Annotated in this window: 19 protein-coding genes; 13 read left to right on the top strand and 6 right to left on the bottom strand. The window is 62.6% G+C overall.

Features of this window, described 5'->3' with window-relative positions:
- Nucleotide 1 precedes the first annotated feature (1 nt).
- From ACP7EW_RS29250 to ACP7EW_RS29205, 10 genes are read left to right on the top strand one after another with little or no spacing between them, the layout of a single operon-like run.
- The gene (locus ACP7EW_RS29250; protein ID WP_038845015.1) at nucleotides 2-913 is read left to right on the top strand and encodes a glycosyltransferase family 2 protein; all 912 of its coding nucleotides are present in this window, start codon (nucleotides 2-4) and stop codon (nucleotides 911-913) included.
- Nucleotides 914-942: 29 nt separating this feature from the next.
- Nucleotides 943-1,719: a polysaccharide biosynthesis/export family protein gene (locus ACP7EW_RS29245; protein ID WP_033899680.1), complete on the top strand. Its 777-nt coding sequence runs from the start codon at nucleotides 943-945 to the stop codon at nucleotides 1,717-1,719.
- Nucleotides 1,720-1,733: 14 nt separating this feature from the next.
- Nucleotides 1,734-3,725 carry an exopolysaccharide transport family protein gene (locus ACP7EW_RS29240; protein ID WP_314533723.1) on the top strand — a complete coding sequence of 664 codons (1,992 nt, stop codon included), beginning with the start codon at nucleotides 1,734-1,736 and terminating at the stop codon, nucleotides 3,723-3,725.
- Nucleotides 3,725-4,915, top strand: a complete 1,191-nt coding sequence (locus tag ACP7EW_RS29235; protein WP_426221608.1) for a glycosyltransferase — start codon at nucleotides 3,725-3,727, stop codon at nucleotides 4,913-4,915. The genes ACP7EW_RS29240 and ACP7EW_RS29235 overlap by 1 nt, the downstream gene beginning before the upstream one ends.
- Nucleotides 4,905-6,233 carry a GH39 family glycosyl hydrolase gene (locus ACP7EW_RS29230; RefSeq protein ID WP_426221607.1) on the top strand — a complete coding sequence of 443 codons (1,329 nt, stop codon included), beginning with the start codon at nucleotides 4,905-4,907 and terminating at the stop codon, nucleotides 6,231-6,233. Before ACP7EW_RS29235 ends, ACP7EW_RS29230 begins: the two co-directional genes overlap by 11 nt.
- An 8-nt stretch (nucleotides 6,234-6,241) precedes the next feature.
- Nucleotides 6,242-7,459 carry a glycosyltransferase family 4 protein gene (locus tag ACP7EW_RS29225; protein ID WP_426221606.1) on the top strand — a complete coding sequence of 406 codons (1,218 nt, stop codon included), beginning with the start codon at nucleotides 6,242-6,244 and terminating at the stop codon, nucleotides 7,457-7,459.
- The gene (locus ACP7EW_RS29220; protein ID WP_426221605.1) at nucleotides 7,450-8,553 is read left to right on the top strand and encodes a glycosyltransferase family 4 protein; all 1,104 of its coding nucleotides are present in this window, start codon (nucleotides 7,450-7,452) and stop codon (nucleotides 8,551-8,553) included. Before ACP7EW_RS29225 ends, ACP7EW_RS29220 begins: the two co-directional genes overlap by 10 nt.
- 2 nt (nucleotides 8,554-8,555) lie before the next feature.
- On the top strand, nucleotides 8,556-9,983 hold the full coding sequence (locus tag ACP7EW_RS29215; RefSeq protein ID WP_426221604.1) for an O-antigen ligase family protein: 1,428 nt from the start codon (nucleotides 8,556-8,558) through the stop codon (nucleotides 9,981-9,983).
- The gene (locus ACP7EW_RS29210; protein WP_426221603.1) at nucleotides 9,983-11,392 is read left to right on the top strand and encodes a lipid II flippase MurJ; all 1,410 of its coding nucleotides are present in this window, start codon (nucleotides 9,983-9,985) and stop codon (nucleotides 11,390-11,392) included. Before ACP7EW_RS29215 ends, ACP7EW_RS29210 begins: the two co-directional genes overlap by 1 nt.
- A gap of 22 nt (nucleotides 11,393-11,414) precedes the next feature.
- Complete coding sequence (locus tag ACP7EW_RS29205) at nucleotides 11,415-12,461, top strand: acyltransferase family protein (RefSeq protein WP_426221602.1); 1,047 nt, start codon at nucleotides 11,415-11,417, stop codon at nucleotides 12,459-12,461.
- A gap of 26 nt (nucleotides 12,462-12,487) precedes the next feature.
- On the opposite strand, the gene ACP7EW_RS29200 is transcribed toward ACP7EW_RS29205, so the two are convergent.
- The 4 genes from ACP7EW_RS29200 to ACP7EW_RS29185 form a co-directional block, all read right to left on the bottom strand.
- On the bottom strand, nucleotides 12,488-13,063 hold the full coding sequence (locus ACP7EW_RS29200) for a DUF4174 domain-containing protein (protein WP_426221601.1): 576 nt from the start codon (nucleotides 13,061-13,063) through the stop codon (nucleotides 12,488-12,490).
- 164 nt (nucleotides 13,064-13,227) lie between these two features.
- Nucleotides 13,228-13,860, bottom strand: a complete 633-nt coding sequence (locus ACP7EW_RS29195) for a glutathione S-transferase (protein ID WP_269133410.1) — start codon at nucleotides 13,858-13,860, stop codon at nucleotides 13,228-13,230.
- A gap of 12 nt (nucleotides 13,861-13,872) precedes the next feature.
- Nucleotides 13,873-14,451, bottom strand: coding sequence for a GNAT family N-acetyltransferase (locus ACP7EW_RS29190; RefSeq protein WP_426221600.1), 579 nt, complete (start codon nucleotides 14,449-14,451; stop codon nucleotides 13,873-13,875).
- Between the two features lie 70 nt (nucleotides 14,452-14,521).
- Nucleotides 14,522-16,879, bottom strand: coding sequence for a DNA polymerase II (locus ACP7EW_RS29185; protein WP_426221599.1), 2,358 nt, complete (start codon nucleotides 16,877-16,879; stop codon nucleotides 14,522-14,524).
- Between the two features lie 197 nt (nucleotides 16,880-17,076).
- Here ACP7EW_RS29185 and ACP7EW_RS29180 point away from each other — a divergent pair, with 197 nt between their 5' ends.
- Both ACP7EW_RS29180 and ACP7EW_RS29175 read left to right on the top strand, forming a co-directional pair.
- The gene (locus ACP7EW_RS29180; RefSeq protein ID WP_426221598.1) at nucleotides 17,077-19,308 is read left to right on the top strand and encodes a TonB-dependent receptor; all 2,232 of its coding nucleotides are present in this window, start codon (nucleotides 17,077-17,079) and stop codon (nucleotides 19,306-19,308) included.
- Nucleotides 19,309-19,395: 87 nt separating this feature from the next.
- Entirely contained in the window at nucleotides 19,396-19,983 is a 588-nt protein-coding gene (locus tag ACP7EW_RS29175) for a hypothetical protein (RefSeq protein WP_426221597.1), read from the top strand.
- Nucleotides 19,984-20,024: 41 nt separating this feature from the next.
- Here ACP7EW_RS29175 and ACP7EW_RS29170 read toward each other — a convergent pair whose 3' ends face one another.
- Entirely contained in the window at nucleotides 20,025-20,492 is a 468-nt protein-coding gene (locus ACP7EW_RS29170) for an SRPBCC family protein (RefSeq protein ID WP_426221596.1), read from the bottom strand.
- Between the two features lie 171 nt (nucleotides 20,493-20,663).
- Here ACP7EW_RS29170 and ACP7EW_RS29165 point away from each other — a divergent pair, with 171 nt between their 5' ends.
- The gene (locus ACP7EW_RS29165) at nucleotides 20,664-21,065 is read left to right on the top strand and encodes a GFA family protein (RefSeq protein ID WP_426221595.1); all 402 of its coding nucleotides are present in this window, start codon (nucleotides 20,664-20,666) and stop codon (nucleotides 21,063-21,065) included.
- Between the two features lies 1 nt (nucleotide 21,066).
- On the opposite strand, the gene mrdA is transcribed toward ACP7EW_RS29165, so the two are convergent.
- Entirely contained in the window at nucleotides 21,067-22,959 is a 1,893-nt protein-coding gene (mrdA, locus tag ACP7EW_RS29160; protein WP_016974809.1) for a penicillin-binding protein 2, read from the bottom strand.
- Nucleotides 22,960-23,287: the final 328 nt, after the last annotated feature.

Below are 23,287 nucleotides of genomic sequence, written 5' to 3'. Positions count from 1 at the left end.
TATGCGTACGTCTCTGATCATTCCGACCCGTAACGCCTCCAGCCACCTGGCACGCCTGCTGCCGGCGCTGCGCATGCAAACCCTGCAACCTGACGAAATGCTGGTGGTGGACAGCGCCTCCAGCGATGACACCGTGGCGCGCTTTCGCGAGTTCGGCGCACGGGTCGAGGTGATCGACGCGCGTGATTTCAACCATGGCGGCACCCGGCGCTGGGCCAGCCAACAGGTGGGCGGCGATGCACTGATCGTCATGACCCAGGACGCGATTCCCGCCACCCCCGAGACCTTCGCCAACCTGCTCGCCGAATTGCAGCAGGACCCGCTCAACGGCGTAGCCTACGGTCGCCAGTTGCCGCATCCCGATGCGGGTGTGCTGGGTGCGCAATCGCGGCACTTTAACTATCCGGAACAGAGCCGCAGCAAGAGCCTCGCCGATGCGCCGGAGTTGGGCATCAAGACCTGCTTCAGTTCCGACTCGTTTTCCGTGTACCGGCGCAGCGTGCTGGAAGCAGTGGGCGGTTTTCCAGCGGATGTGATCGGCAGCGAAGACGCCTTTGTCGCTGCGCGCATGCTGCTTGAAGGCTACAAGGTGCGCTACGCCGCCACGGCGCTGGTGCATCACTCCCACGATTACAAACTCATGGATGAGTTTCACCGCTACTTCGATATCGGCGTGTTCTACGGCCGCGAACCGTGGATCAAACAGGCCTTTGGCGACGCGGGGGGCGAAGGCAAGCGCTATGTGCTGGCCGAACTCGCGGCCTTGCGCAAAGCCGGGGCCTTGCACCGCGTCCCCGAAGTGCTGGTGCGCAGTGCATTCAAACTGCTCGGCTACCGGCTGGGCCATCTGGAGCGTCGCCTCCCCCTCGCCCTCAAGCGGCGCATCAGCATGTTTCCCGGTTATTGGAGGTGAGCATCATGACCTACAGGAAGTCCCCCTTGATGAAACGAACCCTGCTCGTCGTGGCCATGATGGCCCTGGCCGCCTGCAATACGCCGGCACGCATCGTCCCGCCCGATGGCAAGACGGTCGAGGAAGGCAAACGCGCCCTCGAGCAGCTTGCCCAACTGCCGCCGGCGGTGGAACGCATCCGCATCGGCGACCAGTTGCGCATCGTGCGCGATGCCGGCGAAATGCCGACGCTGTCGGCGTTCAACGTCAGCACCATTTATGAGCTGACGCTGTACACGGTGCAGACCGACGGCAAGATCAACTATCCGTTCCTGGGGCCGGTACAGGTCGCCGGTCGCCAGCCTTCGGAACTGGCCACGGAGTTGACCGGCAAACTCGCACCCATTTACCGCGAACCACGCGTGACGGTGAACATCAACCAGGCGCCTGGCAGCTCGATCATCGTCGGCGGCGCGGTGAACAACCCGACGGCGGTGCAGCTCGGCACGGCCAACACCCTGGAGCAGGCCATCCTCGGTGCCGGCGGGGTCAGCGCGGCGGGCAACGCGAGCATGGTCGCCCTGCTGCGCGAAGACGCCCAGGGCGCGTATCGCGCGTACTTCCTGGACTTCAGCCAACTGCTCAAGACCGGCCCCAACGGCCGCAAACCAGTGCGCCTGCAACGCGGCGATGTGGTGTTCGTGCCCAAATCCAACGTGGGCGAGCGCATCCAAGGGGTGGATACCTACATGAACCAACTGATCCCGTTCACCAAGTCCATTGGGGTGGGCTACAACTACACCCGAACCAGCGGCGGCAATAACTAAAGGAGCGACATCCCATGATCGAGATCCGTTCTTTTCGTGATCTTCTGCGCTTGTTCTTCATCTTCCGGCACGAGTTCAAACTCGCGGCGATTGCCGCGCTGGTGATCATCCTGCTGGGGGCGTTCCTGCTGCCGGCCAAGTACGAGTCCACCGCGCGGCTGTTGGTGAAACCGGGGCGTGATTCGACCTTGCCTATCGAGATCAGCAACCGCCAGGCGCTGGTGATGCCCAGCACCCAGCGCGACCCGATTGTCGACGAGGAGCGCCTGCTCACCGGCCGGCCCATCGTGCGTGCGGTGGCCGAGCATTACCTGGAAGTGATCGAAAACGCGCCGCCGCCAGAGGGCTTCTGGAAGCGCACCAAGTACTACGTCAAGAGCGGCGTGGGGGCAGTGTTCGACGGCGTGCGCGTGGTCATGGAAACCGTGGGTATCGTTGAGAAAACCACCCCGGTCGAACGTCTGGCCGCCGGCCTGGAGAAGAACTTCGAGGTGAGCCACGCCGCCGGTTCCACGGTGATGGACATCACGTTCAAGTGGAGCGACCCGGAAATCGCCCAGGCGGTGGTCAAGGATTGGGTCGAGACCTACATCAATGAGCGCACCGAGGCCTTGGGCCGCAAGAGCCTTTATGCCTTCTATGAGGGCCAGGTGGCCAACAGCGCGACCGAGATCAAGAGCTACAAGGAACAGATCCTCACCCACCTGAACGAGATCGGCGCGGCGAGTATCACCGACCGCCTGGAAGACTTGTCCGAGCGCATCAACGTGCTGCGTGGCGAGACCTTCAATACCACGCGGCTGATCGCGTCCTCCGACAGCGCCATTGCGAGCACGCGCACCCAGCTCAAGGGCCAGCCCAAGGAAGTCACCACGGTACGCCAGATCGCACTGAACCCGCAGCAACAGGATTTGCGTCGCCTGCTCAACCAGAAGCTGCTGGAAAAGGCCGACATGATGCGCACCTACACCGACAACGCGCCGCCGGTCAAAGCCCTGGACGCGTCGATTCGGGCGATGCAGGTGCAGGTCAACAGCGAGGCCAGCACCGTGCAAGCCTCGGAAAACCGTGCGCCGAACACCCTGGAAATCCACTTGCAGCGCGTGTTGCTGGATGAAACCAGCAACAACCTGGCGCTGCGCACCCAACTGGTTCAACAGCAGAAACAACTGGTGAACCTGGAAGCGCAACGCAAAGAGGCCCTGGAGATTGAACCGGAGCTGGCCCGCCTCTCCCGCGAGCTGAACACCACCGAGCGCAACTACGCGCTGTACGTGGATAACCTGGAAAAATCGCGCATCGACCGCGAGCTGGACAACAGCCAGATCAGCAACATCGCCGTGATCGAAGAAGCCACCCTGAACCCGGGTCGCATCTTCCCGAAAACCCTGGTGATGCTGGTGTTGGCGATCCCGTTTGCCATCGTGGTCGGCCTGCTGGTGATCTACCTGTGCTACCTGCTCGACCAGCGGATTCACGACGGTGGCCTGGTGGAGCGCAAGTTCGGCCTGCCCCTGTGGACCACCCTGCCGGAGCTGGACACCTCCACCGCGCAAAGTACCAACGCGTTCAATGCGAGCATCTATCGCTTGTACAGCCTGCTGCAGCCCGACCGCATTGCCGAGCAAGGCCTGACCCTGGGCCTGACCTCGGCGCGCCATGGCGAAGGGGTGACCTTTGTGGTCGAACAACTGCGCCAGTTGCTGCACGAGAACGGCATCAACGTGCGGGTCGGCGGGCTGGAAGCCGCCGCGCCGGGTGAAGTGGTGCTGCTCGACGCCTCGGCCCTGCTGGACAACCGCGAGGCGTTCGTCAACCTGCGCCGCGCCGACCTGATCGGCCTGGTGGTGGAAGCGCGCAAAAGTACCGTGCCGGTGGTGGAGCATGCGCTGTCGATCCTCAACACCGCGTTTGGCAAGGTGGACGGCATCATCATCAACCGCCGCAAGTTCGAAGTGCCGAGCAAAGTACTGCACACCATCGGCAAATACCGAGGAGCGTTCTGATGCGTATCGCCCTGCTCGCGCCCTTGCCGCCGGAAAAGAACGGGATCGCCGACTACGCGAACCATTTCCGCACGGCACTGGAACAACTCGGCGTGACGGTGCTGACACCGTTGGCCGGGGTGGCGGGCAATTCCGAGGCGATCCAGCACGCCATCGCGGCGTTCGCCTGGCAGTCCGTCGACTTGGTGCACGCTGAGTTGGGCGGCGGGCGGCTGGGGGAATTCCTGGCCTTGCGTGAACTGCGCAAGGCCTACCCGCAGCTGCCGTTGACCGCCACCGTGCATGACCCGGAGCGCATCGTGTGGCGACGTGAACACCTGCCCTTCCCCTTGAACCTGATGGAACGTTTGCCGAGCCCATTGCCCCAGGCGGCAGTGGTGCTGGCCGACCCGCTGACCCTGCGCGAAGAACGCCAAGTCGCCAAGGGGCTGACCCGGTTGGTAACCCTCACCCGCCTGGGCGCCGACTGCTTGACCCAACGCATGCAACTGCCGGCCGGCAAAGTCGCGGTGATCAACCATGCCAACCTGGCGATTGCGCCGGCGCCGCTACCGTCACTGGACACCCTGCGGCTGCTGTATTTCGGCTTTATCTACCGTGGCAAAGGCATCGAAGATCTGGTGCAAGCCTTGGCGGATGTGTTCAAGCAAGCCCCCGAATTGCGCGCCCGCGTGCGCCTGACCCTGGCCGGCGGCACGGCCGCCGAAATGGCGTTTGGCGCGGGCGGCAACTACCTGGAACAACTGAACGCGCAGATCGCGACACTGGGCCTGACCGACGCCATTGACTGGCGCCTGAACCTGCCGGCCGATGAGATCGCCCAGACCATCCAGGCCCACCATGTGATGGTGCTGCCCTACCGTGAATCGAAAAAACTCGGCCTGCTCGGGCGCCAGCGCGGCACCAGTGGCGCGTTGTCCTGGGCCACCGCCTGCGGGCGTGGCGCGATCACCTCTGACGCGCGCGCGTTTGCCGAGGAAGTCGCCAGCGGCAACGGCGCGATCTACCCCGAAGGCGATGTGGCCGCGCTGGGCGAACAACTGCTGCGCCTGGCGCGCACGCCACTGCTGGCAAGGGATTGGGCCGAGCGTGCCGGGGAAATCGGTCGCGAACGCCTGTGGCCGTTGACCGCGCAGAAATTCAAACAGCTCTTCGAGCAGGCCATCAGCGGAGACCCTTATGGCGCGTAAACGCACCTACCTCGCCACCTTTGCGCTGGTCGCCGCCCTGGGCCTGACCGCATTCTTATGGGGACGCCAAGCGGACGCCGAAAGCCATGTGCTCAAGGGCAGCAAGGAGGTGGTGTGGAAGGATTTCCTGGGGGTGAATGCGCAGTTCCTGTGGTTCAGCCCCGAGCGTTACCAGAAGCAGATCGACCGCCTCAAGGCCCTGGGCCTGGAGTGGGTGCGCCTGGATTTGCACTGGGATCAACTGGAAACCGCGCAGAACCAATACAAGCTCGCCACCCTCGATGAACTGGTGGGCAAACTGCAACAGAACCAGATCAAGTCGGTGTTTTACCTGGTGGGTTCGGCACGCTTTATCACCAGCGCGCCACCGCTGTCGCTGTACCCGGACCAGTACCCGCCAAAAGACCCCAACGTGTTCGCCAACCGCATGGCGTTGCTCTCCCAGCGCTACCCCAGCGTCGACGCCTGGCAAGTCTGGAACGAACCGAACCTGATCGGCTTCTGGCGCCCGGTGGCGGATCCTGCCGGCTACGCGAGCCTGTTGACCGTCACCACCAACGCCTTGCGCTCAGTGAACCCGACCAAACCGGTGGTCGCCGCCGGCATGGCGTTCTTCAGTGAAATGCCCAACGGCCAGACCATGTTCGACGCCTTGGGCGCGCTGGGCGTGGTCAGTCTGAACACGATCATCTCCTACCACCCCTACACCCAATTGCCCGAAGGCAACGACCCGGCCAACCTGGATTTCATCGCCAAGACCACCCAGCTCAACCAGGTCCTGCGCAACGGCGGCGTGCAAACCTTGTGGAGCACCGAGTGGGGCTGGTCGACCTACAAGGGCCCAAAAGACGCCCAGGACATCATCACGCCACAGGCACAGGCCGACTACGTGGTGCGCCGCCTGGCGCTGATGAGCGCGATGGATTACGACAAGATTTTCCTGTTCACCTTGAGCGACCTCGACCAGCGCGCCAGTGTGCGTGACCGCTCCTATGGCTTGCTGGACATCGACACCAACCCCAAGCCGGTCTACACCGCGCTGAAGAACTTCCTCGATATCAGCGGGCCGAAGCTCACGCCGGGCGATCCGCCGGCTGCCGACGCATTGCCCGACGGCCTGTTCAGCATCGGCTGGACCCGCACCGACGGGCGCAAGCTGTGGTTCTTCTGGTCGGCCCAGGGCGGCAACGCGCACTTGCCGGGCTTGGCCAGCGCCACCCTGTACGACCCGCTGCGCGGCACACAAACCCCGGTGAGCGGCGCCAACGGCCTGACCGTTCCGGTCAAGTCGAACCTGCAAATTCTGTTATGGGAGTGAGGCCTGCCATGCGCATTTTATGGATCCTGCCCTACTCGCCCTGGCCCGCCACCAGCGGTGGCAAGACGCGCCAGTTCCACCTGCTGCGCAGCCTGGCCGCACGTGGGCATCGGATCACCTTGCTGCTGCATGACAAGCACCCGGTGTCGCTCACCGACCGCCAGGTGCTGGAGGCCTTTCTCGAGCAACTGATCATCCTGCCGCGTCGCCCGTTGCGCAGCGTTAAGACCCTGATCGCCGGGCTGTTCGCGCCCTACCCGCTGCTGGCCAGCGTGAATGGCTTGTCGGGCGCGTTGCAGGACCGCTTCAACCAACTGCTCAACGAATACTGGGATGTGGTGCAGATCGAGCACACGTACACCTTTCAACCGTATGAAGATGCGCTGGCGCGTAAATCCCAGCCGTTCGTGCTGACCGAACACAATGTCGAGTCCGCGCTCGGCGCGGCCACCTATGACCGCCTGCCAGGCTGGGCGCTGCCGTTCATTCGCTACGATCAATGGCGCTATACCCGCTGGGAACGCAGGGTGATGCGCCAGGCCACGCAGGTGGTGGCGGTGACCGACAGCGATGCCCAGACCCTGGAAAAAATCGCCGGCAAACCGGTGTCGGTGGTGGTCAATGGCGTGGATTGCGATCACTTCGCAGCGGCGCGTCCCGACCCGTCGACCCGCCGCGTGCTGTTCCTGGGCAACTATGAATACGCGCCCAACGTCGACGCCATCGAGTGGGCCCTGGATGAAATCCTGCCCAAGGTCTGGGCGCGTTGCCCGGATGCGCGCATGAGTGTGTGCGGCTTCGGCATGCCGGACAGTTGGCGTGAACGCTGGCCGGACCCGCGCATTGAATGGCAGGGTTTTGTGCCCAACCTGCTGAAATTGCAGTCGAGCTGTTCGGTGTTTCTGGCGCCGTTGCGTCACGGCGGCGGTTCCAAGCTCAAGGTGCTGGAGGCGTTGGCCGCCGGCTTGCCGTTGGCAAGTACCGAACAAGGCGTGTCGGGGTTGGACCTGGTCGAAGGCCTGGACTACCTCGGCGGGCAGACCGCCGTGAGCCTGGCCGATGCCGTGGTGCGCCTGCTGCAATTTCCCGACGCCGCCGCGCCCATGGGCGAAGCCGGCCGTGCCTACGTACGCCGCGCCCATGACTGGAGCGTCGCCGCCAGCCAGTTGGAAAAAGTGTACGCCAGCCTTTCGCCCCTGATTCACAAGGAGCCCGCATGCGTGTAGGCCTGGATTACCGCACCGTCGGCACCTCGCCGCAATCGGGCATCAGCCGCCAGGTGTACGCGCTGGAAAGCGCCCTGCACGGTCTGCCAGGCATCGAGCTTGAGCGGTTTACCGTGGCGCCCCTGGGCGATGAAACCCGTTTGCAGGCCCATTGCCCGGCCTGGGGCTGCGCCAAGACCGCGATGCACCAGCCGCAGAATCGCCTGCGGTTCGAGGCCGGTTTTCTGCCGCGTGCGTTGCGTGAACAGCAGATCGACCTGTACATCAGCACCTTCAATATGGGCCTGCCTTTGCCGCCCAAGCCGAAGGGGCTGCGCACGGTGGTGCTGTTGCATGACCTGTTTCAGATCACGCTGAACAACTACCACGCCAACCGTCTGAAGGCGCTGATCTACAAGACCTGCGATCGCCTGTCGATTGCCTACGCGGTGCACAGCGCCGACCGGGTGTGGACGCCGTCGCAATACAGCGCCGATGAAACCGCGCGGTTGTTTCCCAAGGCGGCCGGCAAGATTCGCGTACTGCCCAATCAGGTCGATGGCTTTGCCGACCTGGCGGCGGACCTCAGCGCTCGCCAATTGCCCGAGCGCTTTTGGTTGCTGGTGGGCACGCGTGAACTGCGCAAGAACGTGCCGTTCCTGGTCGACGCCTGGCAGCAGGCGCGGCAGCAATCCGCCGCCGTGCCGGAGTTGGTGCTGGTGGGCAGTCTTGAGCATTTGCCCGAGGCCCAGCGTACCCTGCCGGGGATACGCGCACTCAGTGGCGTGTCGGACGCCGAATTGCATGCGCTGTACCGCCAGGCCTCGCGCCTGTGGCAGCCTTCCTATGCCGAAGGTTTCGGCCTGCCGGTGATCGAAGCTTTGAACGTCGGCACCCCAGTGGCGGTGGCCAGCGGTACCTCGCTGGATGAAATCACGCCGCCTTCGGCGCCGCGCTTTTCGCCCACCGACGGCCCGGCATTGACGCAACTGATGCTCAGCCTCGGCGAACGCACTGAAGAAGCATCCCCCGAGCAACACCGGCAATGGGCGCAACGCTTCAACCATCACGCCTACCGCCGACGCCTGGCCGAATTGATCGAGGAACTGAAGTGAGAATGACCCTGCCCAGCCTCGTCGCCATCCTCTTCGGCCTGTTGTTTGGCGCCGTTGCCCTGCTGTTGTCGCCGGCCAAGGCGTTCCTCGCCGTGATCGGCCTGGCCGGGGCGGTGACTATCTTGCGCTTTCCATTCTGGGGCCTGTTGCTGTTCGCGCTGGTCGCTACGTTCATGCCGTATTCCACGATCAACCTGGGCATTCGCAGTACCGTCAGCGAAGCCATTTTGGCGATGACCTGGGGCGCCGTGCTGTGGAACAGTTTCCTGGTACGCCTGCAGGATACGCCGAGCCTCACCCGGCGCCCGACCGACCAGATGCTGTTGTGGCTGATGCTGTTCAGTGTGTTTCCCTTCATTGTCGGCCAAGTCACCATTCACGCCGACAGCAGCGGCGTGGCCAACTGGCTGCGTTGGTTGCTGAACTTGTCGGGCGTATTCCTCTGCGCCAAGTTGCTGGTGGACCACAAGCACCGCGAATCCCTGGTGATCGCCCTGCTGCTGGGTAGCCTGGCGATGCTGGTGCTGTCGATCGCAGTGTTCGTGCGCACGCGCTCCGGGGCTGGCATCGCGCCGGTGCTGGCGCTGTTCAACTACGGCAACTTCGACATGCTGAAATTCGGCCTGGAAGCCATGGCTTCGCGCATGGGCTCGCCGTGGATGCACCCGAATGCCATCGGCGGGATCATGGCGCTGTTGCTGCCCCTGGCCTTCTGTTTCGGCATGACCGAACAAGGCTGGAAACGTGCATTGGGCCTGGGCGTGGCGTGCCTGGGCGCGGCGGCCTTGCTGCTGGCGAGTAGCCGGGGGGCGATGGTCAGCCTGGCGTTGGTGCTGCTATGGATGGCCACGCGCCGGGTGCCCTACACCGGGCGTCTGCTGATGATCGGCGCGGTGTTGACCGTCGTGCTGGTGATGGCCTACCCACCGTTGCAGGAACGCTTGGCGACGATCTTCTCTTCGAGCAACGCCAGTACCGAAGTACGTTTCGACGAATACCGCATGTTCCCGCAGGCGGTGGCGTCGTACCCGTTCGGCATCGGCTTCAAGGTCGACCCACCGGTGCCTGACACCCACCTGCTGGGCATCTCCAACCTGTGGCTGAACTACATCTACAAGACCGGCATTGTTGGCATGCTGTTCTTCATCGCGGTGACCGTGCGCTGGTGGCGTGAAGCCCGCCCGGAAAACGGCCCGATCCGTCTGACCAAAGACAATGCGCTGTGGCTGGGCACCACGGCCGGGATTCTCTCGGCGCTGGTCAGCGGCCTGTTCGACCACTACTTCAGCTTCGCCGTGGTGATGGTCGCGCTGTTCTGGCTGATGGTCGGCATCAACGTGCTGGAGGCACGCCGGTTGTTTCCGGCACGCCTACCGCAGGTGAAACCGGTGGTCTTTCGAAAACCCGTGCTTGATGGCGCGAAGCCCTGATGCTGGGCTCCGCCGTCTGGCTGACGCTGGCGACACTGCTGGGCCTGTGCCTGGGCTTTGCCCGCGAATGGTTGCTGGTGGCGGCCTGGGGCGCGGGCGAGCGCAGTGATGCGTTCCTGATTGCGCTGTTTTTGCCGGAAGCGCTGCGCATGTCACTCGCCGGCGGCGTGCTGAGTGCGGCCGCGCTGCCGCTGTACCTGGCGCGCAAGGACCACGAGCGACTGGGTTGGCTGGCCGTGTTGTTCCCGGCGCTGCTGCTGATCGCGCTGGCCACCAGCCTATTGCTGACGCTGCTGGCGCCGTGGCTGGTGCAACTGCTCGGACCGGGCTTGGCGGCGAGCGCCACGGCGCTCGCCAGCAGCAACTTGCAGATCGTTGCCTGGTGCGTGCCGGGGTTGATGCTGCACGCGCTGTTCAGCATCCCGTTGCAGGCCAGCGAACGTTTTGTGCTGGCCGGCCTGGGTTCGTTGCTGTTCAACCTGCCGCCGGTGACCTACCTCGCCCTCGCTGGCACCGCGACCCAACCGCACTCGCTGGCCCTGGCCTGCCTGGTCGGTAGCCTGTTGATGCCGTTGGCGCTGCTGCCATCGATGTGGCGCCAGGGCTGGCGGCCGTGGCGCTGCCAATGGTCGCTGGCGCCGCTGCGGGAGTTGGGCCAGCGCATCGGTCCATTGTTGCTGAGCAACGGCGCCAGCCAGGGCCTGGCCCTGATCGAACGGCTGGTGGCGTCGCTGCTGGGTGAAGGCGCGGTGACCTGGGTCAACCTGGCGCGCAAGCTGATGAACCTGCCGCTGATTGCGCTGATGAGCCTCAACCAAGTACTGCTGGGCATGATGAGCCGCCGTCAGGGCGATGAGCGCCTGGCCCTGCTCAAGCGCGGCCTGGAAACCGCCAGCGTACTGACCCTGCCCGCCGGTGTCGGCCTGGTGGCGGCGGCCCCGAGCCTGGTGGCGTTGCTGCTGCCCAAGCAATCGCTGGACTCGCCATTGCCGCTGCTGCTGGCCTGGTTTGCCGTGCCGCTGGTATTCGGCGCCTGGAACGCGTTGCTCGCGCGGTATGCCTACGCGGCCGGGGACACGCGCCAGCCACTGCGCTGCGAATTGCTCGGCAGCCTGGTCAACGTATTGCTGCTCGGCGTGCTGCCGTTTGTGTTCGGCCTGGCGGGGATTCCGTTGGCCGCACTGGCCGGGGTGATCTGCACCGCGCTGCTGCTGATGCAACGCCAGGCCTTGCTCGGCGCCCTGCCCTGGGCCCGGAGCTGGCTGCTCAGTGCCGTGCTGATGGGCGTCGCGGCGTTGGCGCTGTTTCGGATAGAAGGCGTGTGGCTGCAACTGGGGCTGAGCACCCTGGCCGGCGCCGTGGTGTTGCTGGGCATGGGGCTGTGGCTCAAGCCGTGGCGCAAGGCATGAATGATCGATCGGGGATAGGCGGATGAAACATCGTTGGATTCAAATGGACATTGCCAAGGGCATCGGCATCCTGATGATCGTGTACGGTCACAGTTGGTTCGTGGCGAACTCGCTGGAGCTGCAGTACCCGATCATCGCCTCGTTCATCTTGCCGTTGTTCTTTTTCCTCTCCGGCGTGTTCTTCAAGCCCGAGCAGCCGTTTGTGGAAATGGCCGTGCGCAAGGCCGACGGTCTGCTCAAGCCGTTTTTCTTCACCATGCTGGTGTATGTGATCGTACGCGACGTGCTGCGCGGCCAACCCCTGCTGCCGGACATCGGCGGCGTGCTGTATGCCTCGGTGGATACCATTCCTTGGCAGGCGCTGTGGTTTCTGCCGCACTTCTGGGTGGCGATCCTGTTCAGTTGGGTGATGCTGCGCTTGATCCAGCGCCTGAAGCTGTCACTGCCGGTAGGCTGCCTGCTGATGGCGGTACAACTGTTGATCGGCATCTGGGTTCTGCCGTGGTTCTGGCAAATCCCGGTGAGCGTCGGCGGGCAGACCTGGACGTTGCCCGGCCTGCCCTTCGGCCTGGAAATCACCCTGATCAGCAGCACCTACTTCATCTGCGGCTACCTGCTGCGCGACTGGCTGCGTCGACATGAGGGATCGTGGCTGGGGCTGCTGATGTCGGTGGCGTTGTTCGCCGCCGTGTTCCTCTACAGCCACGCCACCATGGACCTGGCGCAGCGCCGCTACGACCACTGGCTGTGGACCAGCCTGCTCGCGGTGCTCGGCGTGTACGCATGCTGGTCGCTGGCGCGGGTGCTGATGGTGTCGACCGTCATCACACGGGCGATGACCTACATTGGCCAGAACACCTTGATCCTGCTGATCTTCCACGGCGAGATCCAGCACAAGACCGTGGACCTGCTGGAGCGCCTGGGGCTGCACGCACTTGTGGCGGCCTGCGTGGGTTTTGGGGTGGCCGTGGTGGTGCCTTTGTTGATCGGGGAAGTGATCAAGCGGGTGGCGTTTTTGCGGTTTTTCTACTTTCCGTTTCCGGTGCGCAAGCCACAAAAAACCCTGTAGGCGTTCGCACCTACAGGGTCTTGGGTTCAGTCGTCGAGTTGTTGCGGGGCTGGCTTGGCGCCGTGTTTGGCAGGCTTGGCGCCCTTGGCTGGAGCCGGGGCAGCAGGTTCAGGCTCCGGGGCGGCGTCGGTTTCTTTCTCGGCCATCGGCATCTGGTCGATGGCGCTGAAGAACTCTTTCAGGTCGAGGGTATCCGGTGGCACGGTCTTCTCGACTTTCTTCTCGCCGTCCTTGCCCACCAGGATCACTTTGGTGCCACTGCCGGCACCCAGCTTGAGGGCACGGATCAGTGCATTCGTTTCCGGAGGCGTGAGCTTTTTATTGTCCTTGGGGTCCTTGGCGAACTTCTCGCCTTCGGCGCCGATGCTGCCGAACTTCACGGTGTAGAACACCATGTTGCGTTCTTCGAAAGACTGCTTGGTCGCAGGCTCGTCCAACTGTTTCTTGAGGGTCGCCAAGGTGTCGTTGCCGGAATCAAGCTCTACCACCACCAGCGGCCGGGCCTTGCCCAAGTCTTGCTTGAGCGGGTTGATATCATCAGCAGCCAACAGCGGCCCCGTAAAAGCCATCAAGGTAGCCAGGGTCAGCGACCGGATGAGCATGCGCACCTCCTTTGTATTCCATGCAGGGTTCTTGAGTTTCATGTCTGCGACAGTCAAATTCAAGGATGATTCCTACACCACTTTAAGAAAGCGTAGGACAGGACGCCCGCTACGCAAGGGTTTGGTAGGCTCAAGTGTCATTGTTTCCACTGATTTCGGAAACATCATGAGACCTTCCACTCGGGCCAATGCCGTGCAAATACGGGGGCGACGATGGGGTCGGCATCCACCTGCGCCAGGCTCTGGGCAAAGCCCGGCGCCAAGCCGTTCAATGCCTCTCGCGCTTCATCCCAGCGCGACACCGCCGCCGCCATAAGGCCCAACGCATTCGGCACGCCGTTGGGCGCAAACAATTGCTCGTCGAACTGATCGGCGAACACCACCCAGGCCTGGTGCAGGTAACGTCGGGTGCCGGTCACCAATTGCGCCTGCACGGTTTCGTTGACATTGCCGAGCCAGCGTTGCGGGTAGTCGATGATGCCGATCGCCGAATAGCAATTGGCGGCGATGTACACCAGGCCGCGGATGATCTGCGCGCGATTGCCGGCCAGCAGGTCCGAGGCGGGATATTCCAGGCCGAGGTGGATCAGGATCGCGGCACTTTCGGTCAGCACCTGGCCATCGGCGGTGACCAGGGTGGGCACCTGCTTGAGCGGGTTGATCCGGGCCAGTTCATCACTGCCCTCACCCTCCGCCCAGGAGGCCGCGTCCACCCGTCGCCAAGGCACTGCACAGCGCTGCAAGGCGATTTCGATCATGCAGGAGCCGGATTCGTCGATGCCATACAGCGTGTACATGGGCTTTTCCTCCTAACGGTGCAGTTTGGCCTGCAAGTTGGCCTTCACCTGCGGCCATTCAGAATCGATGATGCTGAACCGCACCGAGTTGCGCTTGCGCCCGTCGGGCATGATGCGTTCGTGGCGCACGATGCCTTCCTGCACGGCGCCGAGGCGCAGGATCGCGGCGCGGGACTTTTCGTTGAGTTCATCGGTGGTGAATTGCACGCGCACGCAGTCGAGCACTTCGAACGCGTAGGTCAGCAACAGCAGCTTGGCTTCGGTGTTGATCGCGCTTTTCTGCGTGGACAGCGCCAGCCAGGTATGGCCGATTTCCAACTTGCGATTGACCCGGTCGACCTTCCAGAACCGCGTACTGCCGACCACTTGGCCGTCTTCACGACGCACCAGGGTGAACGGGATCACGCTACCGGCGTCACGCCCCGCCAGGGCGGTGTCGATGTACTGATCAACCGTGTCCGGGCCCGGTACGTTGGTGACCTTCAGGTTCCACAATTCGCCATCGGCGGCGGCGTCGAGCAAGGCGGCCTTGTGCTCCCTTTGCAGGGGCAGGAGTTCGACCGTGGTGCCGGTCAGTGTGATCAGGGTCATGGTGGCAGCGCCGTCTGGGTGGTCATCAGAGACAGAGAGTGCAGGCTGCCGCCCTGACGAATCAAGCGTTTTAAAACAGGCCCATCTGACCGCCCACCAGGGTGCTGAAATCGTCATTCACGAACGGCAGGATCGCATCCGCCACCGGCTGTAATTGCCGGGTGACGTAGTGGTCGTAATCGATGGGCGCTTGCCGCACTTCCAGCGGTTCCGGGCCGTTGACGCTGATCACGTAGCTGATCCAGCCACCGCGCTGGTACTGGCGCGGGCGGTTCAGGCGGTCGTTGTACTCATCGGCCAGACGCGCGGCGCGCACATGGGGCGGCACGTTGCGCTCGTAGTCGTCCAGCCGGCGGCGCAGACGTTTGCGGTAGATCAGCAATTCATCGAATTCGCCACTGAGGGTACGGCGCACGTAGTCGCGGATGTAGTCCTGATGCGGCTGGCGATGGAAGATGCGCTGGTAGAGTTCCTGCTGGAATCGACGGGCCAGGGGCGACCAGTCGCTGCGCACGGTTTCCAGGCCTTTATAGACCATTTCTTCGCTGCCATCGCTGCGCACCACCAGACCGGCATAGCGTTTTTTGCTGCCCTCCTCCGCGCCACGGATGGTCGGCATGAGGAACCGCGTGAAGTGGGTTTCGTACTGCAACTCCAAAGCGCTTTGCAGGCCGAACGCGGTGAGCAAGTGTTCGCGCCACCAATCGTTGACGTGCTGCACCAAGGCCCTGCCGATACGGCTGGCATCCTCCTGGGAATGCGCGCTGCCGAGCCACACGAAGGTGGAATCAGTGTCGCCGTAGATCACCTCATAGCCTTGGGCTTCGACCAGTTCGCGGGTCTGGCGCATGATCTGGTGGCCACGCATCGTGATCGACGAGGCCAGGCGTGTATCGAAGAAGCGGCAGCCGCTGGAGCCGAGTACGCCGTAGAAGGCGTTCATGATGATTTTCAGGGCCTGGGACAGCGGCGCGTTGTGTTCGCGCTTGGCCTCTTCGCGGCCTTCGGAAACCCGCGCGACAATGGACGGCAAACAATGCCGGGTGCGGGAAAACCGTGCGCCGCGAAAGCCTTCTACCGAGGCACTGTCGTCGGGGTACTTGAGGCCTTCGATGAGACCCACCGGGTCGATCAGGAAACTGCGGATGATCGACGGGTAGAGGCTTTTGTAGTCGAGCACCAACACCGATTCGTAAAGGCCGGGGCGTGAGTCCATGACAAATCCGCCGGGGCTGGCCTGGGGCGGTTTGTCGCCCAGGTTCGGCGCGACGAAGCCCTGGCGATGCATCAACGGCATGTACAAATGGGTGAACGCGGCGACGGAGCCGCCGTTGCGGTCGGCCGGCAAGCCGGTGACGCTGGCGCGCTCCAGCAGGAACTTGAGCAGTTCGGTCTTCTCGAAAATCCGCGTGACCAGCTCGCAGTCCTTGAGGTTGTAGCGCGCCAGGGCGGGCTTGTCCTCGGCGAACATGCGGTTGATCTCGTCCATGCGCTGGTACGGCGTGGAAATGTCCTTGCCTTCGCCCAGCAGGGTTTGCGCGACGTTCTCCAGGCTGAAGGATTCGAAGCTCCAGGTGGCCGAACGCAGGGCTTCGATGCCATCGATGATCAAGCGCCCCGCTGCGGCGGCAAAGTAATGATTGCGGCTGCCGTGTTCGCGCCAAGCCATCGGTTCTTCGCCCCGGCCGAGCATGAGCGGCACATTGAGGCGCTGGGCATGTTCGTGCAGCACGCGCAGGTCGAACTGCACCACGTTCCAGCCGATGATCGCATCGGGGTCGTGCAGCGCCAGCCACTGGTTGAGGCGTTCGAGCAGTTGGGCACGGGTGTCGCAATAGTCGAGCTTGAAGTCCACGGCGTCGGTTTTGTTCGGCGGGCCGAGCATGTACACCTGACGCTCGCCGCAGCCTTCGAGGGCGATGGAATAGAGATCGCCCTGGGCGGTGGTCTCGATGTCGAGGGACACCAGTTTCAGCGGCGGACGGTAGTCGGGCGCGGGTTTCATCTGTGCGTCGCACAGTACGCCGTTGGCGTCGGGCGTGCCGCCGAACCACACCGGGGCGGTGATGAAACGCTCCATCATGTAGCGTTCGGGCGGGCGCACGTCACCTTCGTAGACGTCGACGCCCGCCGCGCGCAGGCGTTTTTCCACGTCCATCGCCTGGCGATGCTGGCGGGTGTACAGGCCGAGGACGGGGCGGTGATGGAAATCGCACAGTTGCAAGGGGCGCAACTCGATGTCGCGCTCGCCCTTGAGCAGCCAATCCAGCGGCTTGCGATGGGCCTCAGGGATGAACATCACCGAGGTCTGCACGGGTAGGCGGACAAACCTCGGGCCCTGGTCGGTGGCCAGCCAGAAGCTGACCTCCGTGCCCGCCGGGGTATCGCGCCAATGCCGGGTCAGGACAAAACCCTGCTGTAAATCCACCGTACCGCACCTCAGGAATCGCTTTCAGGGCGTGATTCTACTCGGCATCCACGCGCGCAGACCGTGTCAGTAAAAATTTGTTGCGCGACGTTAATAATAATTACTATCATTCGCGCCGGAGTCGTATCCGCGCAGTGAGGACGCGCAACGCCGTTGCCCTTTTCCTCACACATGACGGTTAGCCGTCAGGATCGCCCATGCCCGCCCCATTCGCCGTGCCGTTGCGCCCAACCCTGCTCGCCCTGTGCTGCTCCCTGAGCCTCAGCGCTCACGCTGCAACCCCAGCCACCCCGCAGGATGCGAACACCGGCCAGGAAGGCAACACGCTGGAACTGGGCGCCACCAACATCAACGCCGATGCCCCCGCGCCAAGCGCCCTGCCCCCTGTATATGCGGGTGGCCAAGTGGCACGCGGCGGTCAATTGGGTGTGCTGGGCAACCAGGACATCATGGACGTGCCGTTCAGCATGGCTTCCTACACCGAGAAACTGATTCGCGACCAGCAGGCCGAAACCGTCGGCGATGTGCTGCTCAATGATTCGTCCGTGCGCCAGGCGTCGGGGTTTGCCAACCAGGCGCAGACCTTCATGATCCGAGGCCTGCCACTGAATGGCGACGACATTTCCTTCAACGGCTTGTACGGCATCCTGCCGCGCCAGATCATCTCCACCGACGCCTTGGAGCGCGTGGAAGTGTTCAAGGGCCCGAACGCCTTCATCAACGGCGTGACGCCCGGCGGCTCGGGGATCGGCGGTGGTGTGAACCTGCAACCCAAGCGTGCCGATGATGTGCCGTTGCGTCGATTCAGCACTGATATCAGCAGTGATGGCCGGGTGGGCGAACACTTGGATATTGGCCAGCGCTTCGGTGAAGACAACCGTTTTGGCGCACGGGTGAACCTGTCCCAGCGCGAAGGCGATACCGGTATCGATGATGAAAGCCAGCGCTCGAAGCTGTTTGCCGTCGGCCTGGACTACCGTGGCGATGCGTTGCGCTTGTCGAGTGACTTTGTGTACCAAAAGCAGCGCATCAACGGCGGGCGTAACTCGGTCTTCCTGGGCACCGCCACCCATGTCCCGGATGCACCGTCGGCCGACACCAACTACGCGCCGAGCTGGAGCAGCACCAACCTTGAGGACACCCTGGGGATGCTGCGTGCCGAGTATGACTTGAACGATAACTGGACGGCCTATGCGGCGGCAGGCGCCAAGCACACCCGCGAAATGGGGCGCTACTCGTCGGTGACCCTGACCGATAACCTGGGCAATGCCACCGCCAGCGGTTCGACCATCGCCCATGAAGAAGACAACAGCAGCGTCATGGGCGGCCTGAACGGCAAGTTCCAGACCGGCCCTGTGAGCCATCGACTCAACTTCGGCTTGGCCGGCATCTGGACCCAGGCGCGCAACGCTTATGTGTTCGCCAGCCCACGCACCCTCACCAATATCTACAACCCTGTGACCGGTGCGCCACCGGCCCTGAACAACCCACGCAATACGCCAGGCACGGATTTCAGCGACCCGACCATTACCGCCAAGACCTTTGTGCGCAGTACGGCGGTGTCCGACACACTGGGGTTCTTCGATGACCGCCTGCTAGTGACGGTCGGTGCACGCCGCCAGCAGATCGTGGTGCAGGGCTACAACTACATGAGCGGCACGCGTACCGCCAACTATGACGAATCGATCACCACGCCGGTCTACGGCCTGGTCTTCAAGCCGTGGGAGCATGTGTCCTTCTACGCCAACCGCATCGAAGGTTTGGCCCAGGGCCCGACCTCCCCCGTCAACTCGGGTAACCGGACCATCATCGGCGGCGGCGAGGTGTTTGCGCCAGCGCGCTCCAAGCAGATTGAGGCCGGCGTGAAAGTTGATATGGGCACCTATGGGGCAACGCTGGGTGTTTACCGTATCGAACAACCTGGGGCCGGTTACGTTCAGGTCATCGATGCAACGACAGCGCGCTACGTTCGCGAAGGCCTGCAGATCAACAAAGGCGTTGAGTTGAACGTCTTCGGCGAACCGGTCAGCGGCCTGCGCTTGCTGGGAGGCGTGACCGTCATGAAGACCGAACTCAAGGACACGCAAAACGGCGCCAACGACGGTAACCGCGCCATCGGTGTGCCTTCGTTCCAGCTCAATGCCGGCGTGGATTGGGATGTGCCCGGCCTGCAAGGTGTAACCCTCAACGGTCGCATGTTGCGCACCGGTGGGCAGTACGCCGACGCCGCGAACAACCTGAGCCTGCCCGCATGGAACCGCTTCGATATCGGCGCGCGCTACAACTTCAAGGTGGCCCAGCGTGATGTCACCCTCGGCGCCACCGTGGAGAACGTCGCCAACGAGAAGTACTGGGAATCGGCCCAGGGCGGTTTCCTGAGCCAAGGCGATCCGCGCGTCGCCAAGCTGTCGGCCAGCGTGGACTTCTAACAGAACGGCAACAACGTGAGTCGGCAGATTTGCGCATCGCCGGCTCACCACTAGACTCAGGGCTTCTCTCACATGGAAGTCCTGACAATGAAGTTATCTCGCTCCCTTCGCCAGGCAATCGCCTTGGCCACTCTACTGTCCGCCGGCAACCTGGTGGCCCATGCCGCCGATATCCCGCTGTCCAAATCCCTTGAAGCCGATGAAGTCACCACCAAGGTGCTGGCGGTAGATGCCGCCAAGCATCAAGTCGTGCTTGCGGGTGCCGAGGGCCGTGAGGTGCATGTGCAACTCACCGATGCCGCCAAGGACCTGGGCAACCTCAAGGTCGGCGACCAGGTCAAGGTGTTGACCACCCACTCGGTCGCGGCCGTGCTGGACACCGACGTGGACAAGAGCGCTCCGGACGCCAGCGAAAAAGCCGGCGTGATCCGCGCCACCGCCGACAACCCCAACCCAGGCGGCGCGGCCTTCCGCCAGGTGCAGGTGCAGCTGAAGATCACCCATATCGACCTGAAGAAAAACCAGGTCACTCTGGAGAATCCAGCCGGCGCGACGAAAGTGTTGAAGGTTGAGAAACCGGAAATCCGCGCCGGCCTCAAAGACCTCAAGGTCGGGCAGAGTGTGGTGGTGACTTACACCGACACCCTGGAGATCACCACCGTTCACGAAGGCTGAGACCGGTGAAAGGCGGGCATCACTGAGGATGCCCGCTACCCTCAAGCCTGGCGGGCCTGGCTCAGGTAGTTTTCGATGTTGCCCATCTGTTCGTCCCAACCACGGGAATTCATTTTGAAGGCCTTCTGCCGTCGTGCCTCAGGCACGGCATCGAACCCGGATTCGACCACCCGCAGCAGAATGCCCGGCGCCCGATCCTCAATCGTGAACTCCACCAAGGTTGGGGTTTCCTGGTCGTAGTCGATACCCTCCTCTACCGCGAAGGGATGCCACCAGAAAGAAAACAGTGTTTGCGGCAGGATACGTTCGATCCTGGCCTTCCAGATCACATGTTCGTAGCCCGGATAAGTGATCGGCGCCTCGATACTTTGCCCAGCAACGAAGGTTTGACCCTTGAGTGCGATACCGAACCAACGGCCGAATTGCTCGGCATCGGTGAGGGCTTCCCAGACCTGTTTACGTGTAGCGTTGAGCAGGACTTTTCGTTCGATTCGATCCAATACGTGCATAAGTCACCTCCTCCATTGACAGTAGGCGACATCGAACAATGCGCAACCTTTCGGCCACGCATTGGTGTTGCGACTTGCTTCAGAACGTCCACTTGGCGGAACAAAGGCAATGGCTATGCGCCGCGTGGTGGCAAAAGGTAGATTGTCTCCTCTCCTCTGAGGTGACGTGTGATGACCCAACCACTCAATGGCAGTTGTTTCTGCAAGGCTGTGCGGTACCAGTTAGACAGCTTGGATATGCCTATCAGCCACTGCCATTGCGACAGCTGCCGCAAGGTGCATGCGGCGGCATTTGTGGCGACAGCCGGCGTGATGCGTGAGCACTTTCGCTGGACACAGGGCCAGGAGTGGCTGGCGTCCTTCGAATCGTCGCCGGGCAAACTTCGGCATTTCTGCTCGCGCTGCGGCTCACACCTGATGGCGGAGCGTGGGCATCAGCCCCACGTCATTGTACGGGTGGCGACGCTGGACGATGATCCGGGCGTCAGGCCCACCGCGCACATCTGGACGGTCCATGATGTGCCTTGGCTGGCCTACGAAGGCGTAGACCAGTGGGATGAGTGGAAAGCCTGAATCACACCTTGGGGTCGCCCGGCGCTTTGGCTGGCGTCGCATATTGGGGTTTCAGGTGGCCTTCCTGGTCGAGCAGCCAGGCGTCCATGATCTGGCGCACCACCGGACCTGCCACGCGACCGCCGGCCTCGCCGTTTTCGATCATCACCGAAATCACGATCTTCGGGTGTTCCGCTGGCGCGAAGCCGACGAACAGGGCGTTGTCGCGATGGCGCTCGAGGGTCTTCTCACGGTTGTAACGCTCGCCCTGTTTGATCGCCACCACTTGCGCCGTACCACTCTTGCCGGCAATGCGATATTGCGCGCCTTGTGCGGCAGCACGTGCAATGCCGCGTGGGTCGTGCATCACCAACTGCATGCCGTGATTGACCTGTTCCCAATCACGTGGATCCTTGAGGACCACGTTGGGCATCGGGTTTTCATCCACCGGCGGCACGCCGTTGATGGTCTTGGCCAGGTGCGGTCGGTTCCACACGCCTTTGTTGGCAATCAGTGCGGTGGCCTGGGCCAGTTGCAGTGGCGTGACCTGCATGTAGCCCTGGCCAATGCCGAGGATCACGGTTTCGCCCGGGAACCAGGGTTGGCGGCGCGTGGCGCGCTTCCAGGCCTGGGAAGGCATCAGGCCGGCGGACTCTTCGAACATGTCCAATGAGACTTTCTGGCCCAGGCCGAACTCAGCCAGATAGTCATGCAGGCGATCGATGCCCAGCTTGTGGGCCAGGTCGTAAAAATAGGTGTCGTTGGAGCGCATGATGGCCGCGTCCATATCTACCCAGCCGTCACCGCTGTGGTTCCAGTTGCGGTATTTATGGTCAAAGTCCGGCAATTGGTAGTAGCCAGGATCGAACACGCGGGTTTGTGCAGTGACAACGCCACTGTCCAAGCCGGCGATGGCGACTTCCGGTTTGATCGTCGAGCCTGGCGCGTAGAGACCCCGTAGCACGCGGTTGAACAGCGGCCGGTCGATGGAATCGTGCAGTGCAGCGTATTCCTTGAAGCTGATACCGGTAACAAACAAGTTCGGATCGAAACTGGGTTTGCTGACCATGGCGAGAACTTCGCCGGTTTGCGGGTCCAGTGCAACCACCGAGCCACGGCGATCCCCCAGGGCTTCTTCTGCTGCTTCCTGAAGGTGCACATCGAGACTCAGCACGATGTTTTTGCCGGGAATCGGGTCGGTGTGCTTGAGTACGCGCAGTACGCGGCCTTGCGCATTGGTCTCGACTTCTTCATAGCCGACGTGGCCATGTAGCTCCGACTCGTAAAAGCGCTCGATACCGGTCTTGCCGATGGACTGCGTACCGCGGTACTCCACGGAGTCGAGGGCTTTGGATTCTTTCTCGTTGATCCGGCCTACGTAACCGATGGAGTGCGCAAAGTGAGCGCCCAGGGGGTAATGGCGGACGAACTGCGGTTCTACGTCTACGCCAGGGAGGCGGAACTCGTTCACGGCCAGTAGAGCGATCTGCTCTTCGGTCAGTTCGTAGAACAAGGTCACAGGGACGAAGGGATGGCGTGCCTGCTTCAGTGCTTTGTCGAAGACCGCGCGGTCTTCGGCCGGCAGGTGCAGCAGGCTGACGATAGCGTCCAGCTCGCCCTTGAGGTCAGTGGTGCGTTCACGGGTGATTGTCAGGTTGTAGCTGGGGCGGTTGTCGGCCAGTACCACGCCGTTACGGTCGTAGATCAACCCACGCGTCGGGGTGATCGGCAACACGTGGACACGGTTGTTTTCGGAAATCGTGGAGTGGTAGTCAAACTGTACGACCTGCAGGAAGTACATGCGCCCTACCAGGGCGCAGGTGATGCCAATCACCAACAGCGCACAGGCGAGCAGGCGCTTGTTGACTAGGCGGTTCTCTTTTTCGTGATCTTTGATCGGTATCGGTTCAGGCATTTCTACAGCATCTCGTTGAAGAAGGTCGACGCCGCGTCCTGCGGATAAAAGATCAATCCCTGTGAAAATGTGCTGCACCATACCAAAAATGCGGAAACACTTTGCATCGAATTCCCGAACGGCATGCTAATGAGCCGTTTTTGAGAGGAGTTGCGCAGAGGACGCTTGGTGTTATGAGGTTGATGTATGGTGGCTGGATTTTCGACCGCCCAAAACAAAACCCCATCTGCTTTCGCAAATGGGGTTTCGGAATTTAATCTTGACGATGACCTACTCTCACATGGGGAAACCCCACACTACCATCGGCGATGCATCGTTTCACTGCTGA

This window comes from Pseudomonas sp. DWRC2-2 (assembly GCF_049897885.1).
In the GTDB taxonomy this organism is placed as follows: domain Bacteria; phylum Pseudomonadota; class Gammaproteobacteria; order Pseudomonadales; family Pseudomonadaceae; genus Aquipseudomonas; species Aquipseudomonas azotoformans_A.
This window is presented reverse-complemented; position numbering and strand designations above follow the sequence as displayed.

Excerpts from the sequence above, each read along its gene's own strand:
- ACP7EW_RS29250 (WP_038845015.1), top strand. The coding sequence starts at position 2 with ATGCGTACGTCTCTGATCATTCCGACCCGTAACGCCTCCAGCCACCTG.
- ACP7EW_RS29245 (WP_033899680.1), top strand. The coding sequence starts at position 943 with ATGAAACGAACCCTGCTCGTCGTGGCCATGATGGCCCTGGCCGCCTGC.
- ACP7EW_RS29240 (WP_314533723.1), top strand. The coding sequence starts at position 1,734 with ATGATCGAGATCCGTTCTTTTCGTGATCTTCTGCGCTTGTTCTTCATC.
- ACP7EW_RS29235 (WP_426221608.1), top strand. The coding sequence starts at position 3,725 with ATGCGTATCGCCCTGCTCGCGCCCTTGCCGCCGGAAAAGAACGGGATC.
- ACP7EW_RS29230 (WP_426221607.1), top strand. The coding sequence starts at position 4,905 with ATGGCGCGTAAACGCACCTACCTCGCCACCTTTGCGCTGGTCGCCGCC.
- ACP7EW_RS29225 (WP_426221606.1), top strand. The coding sequence starts at position 6,242 with ATGCGCATTTTATGGATCCTGCCCTACTCGCCCTGGCCCGCCACCAGC.
- ACP7EW_RS29220 (WP_426221605.1), top strand. The coding sequence starts at position 7,450 with ATGCGTGTAGGCCTGGATTACCGCACCGTCGGCACCTCGCCGCAATCG.
- ACP7EW_RS29215 (WP_426221604.1), top strand. The coding sequence starts at position 8,556 with ATGACCCTGCCCAGCCTCGTCGCCATCCTCTTCGGCCTGTTGTTTGGC.
- ACP7EW_RS29210 (WP_426221603.1), top strand. The coding sequence starts at position 9,983 with ATGCTGGGCTCCGCCGTCTGGCTGACGCTGGCGACACTGCTGGGCCTG.
- ACP7EW_RS29205 (WP_426221602.1), top strand. The coding sequence starts at position 11,415 with ATGAAACATCGTTGGATTCAAATGGACATTGCCAAGGGCATCGGCATC.
- ACP7EW_RS29200 (WP_426221601.1), bottom strand. The coding sequence starts at position 13,063 with ATGCTCATCCGGTCGCTGACCCTGGCTACCTTGATGGCTTTTACGGGG.
- ACP7EW_RS29195 (WP_269133410.1), bottom strand. The coding sequence starts at position 13,860 with ATGTACACGCTGTATGGCATCGACGAATCCGGCTCCTGCATGATCGAA.
- ACP7EW_RS29190 (WP_426221600.1), bottom strand. The coding sequence starts at position 14,451 with ATGACCCTGATCACACTGACCGGCACCACGGTCGAACTCCTGCCCCTG.
- ACP7EW_RS29180 (WP_426221598.1), top strand. The coding sequence starts at position 17,077 with ATGCCCGCCCCATTCGCCGTGCCGTTGCGCCCAACCCTGCTCGCCCTG.
- ACP7EW_RS29175 (WP_426221597.1), top strand. The coding sequence starts at position 19,396 with ATGAAGTTATCTCGCTCCCTTCGCCAGGCAATCGCCTTGGCCACTCTA.
- ACP7EW_RS29170 (WP_426221596.1), bottom strand. The coding sequence starts at position 20,492 with ATGCACGTATTGGATCGAATCGAACGAAAAGTCCTGCTCAACGCTACA.
- ACP7EW_RS29165 (WP_426221595.1), top strand. The coding sequence starts at position 20,664 with ATGACCCAACCACTCAATGGCAGTTGTTTCTGCAAGGCTGTGCGGTAC.
- mrdA (WP_016974809.1), bottom strand. The coding sequence starts at position 22,959 with ATGCCTGAACCGATACCGATCAAAGATCACGAAAAAGAGAACCGCCTA.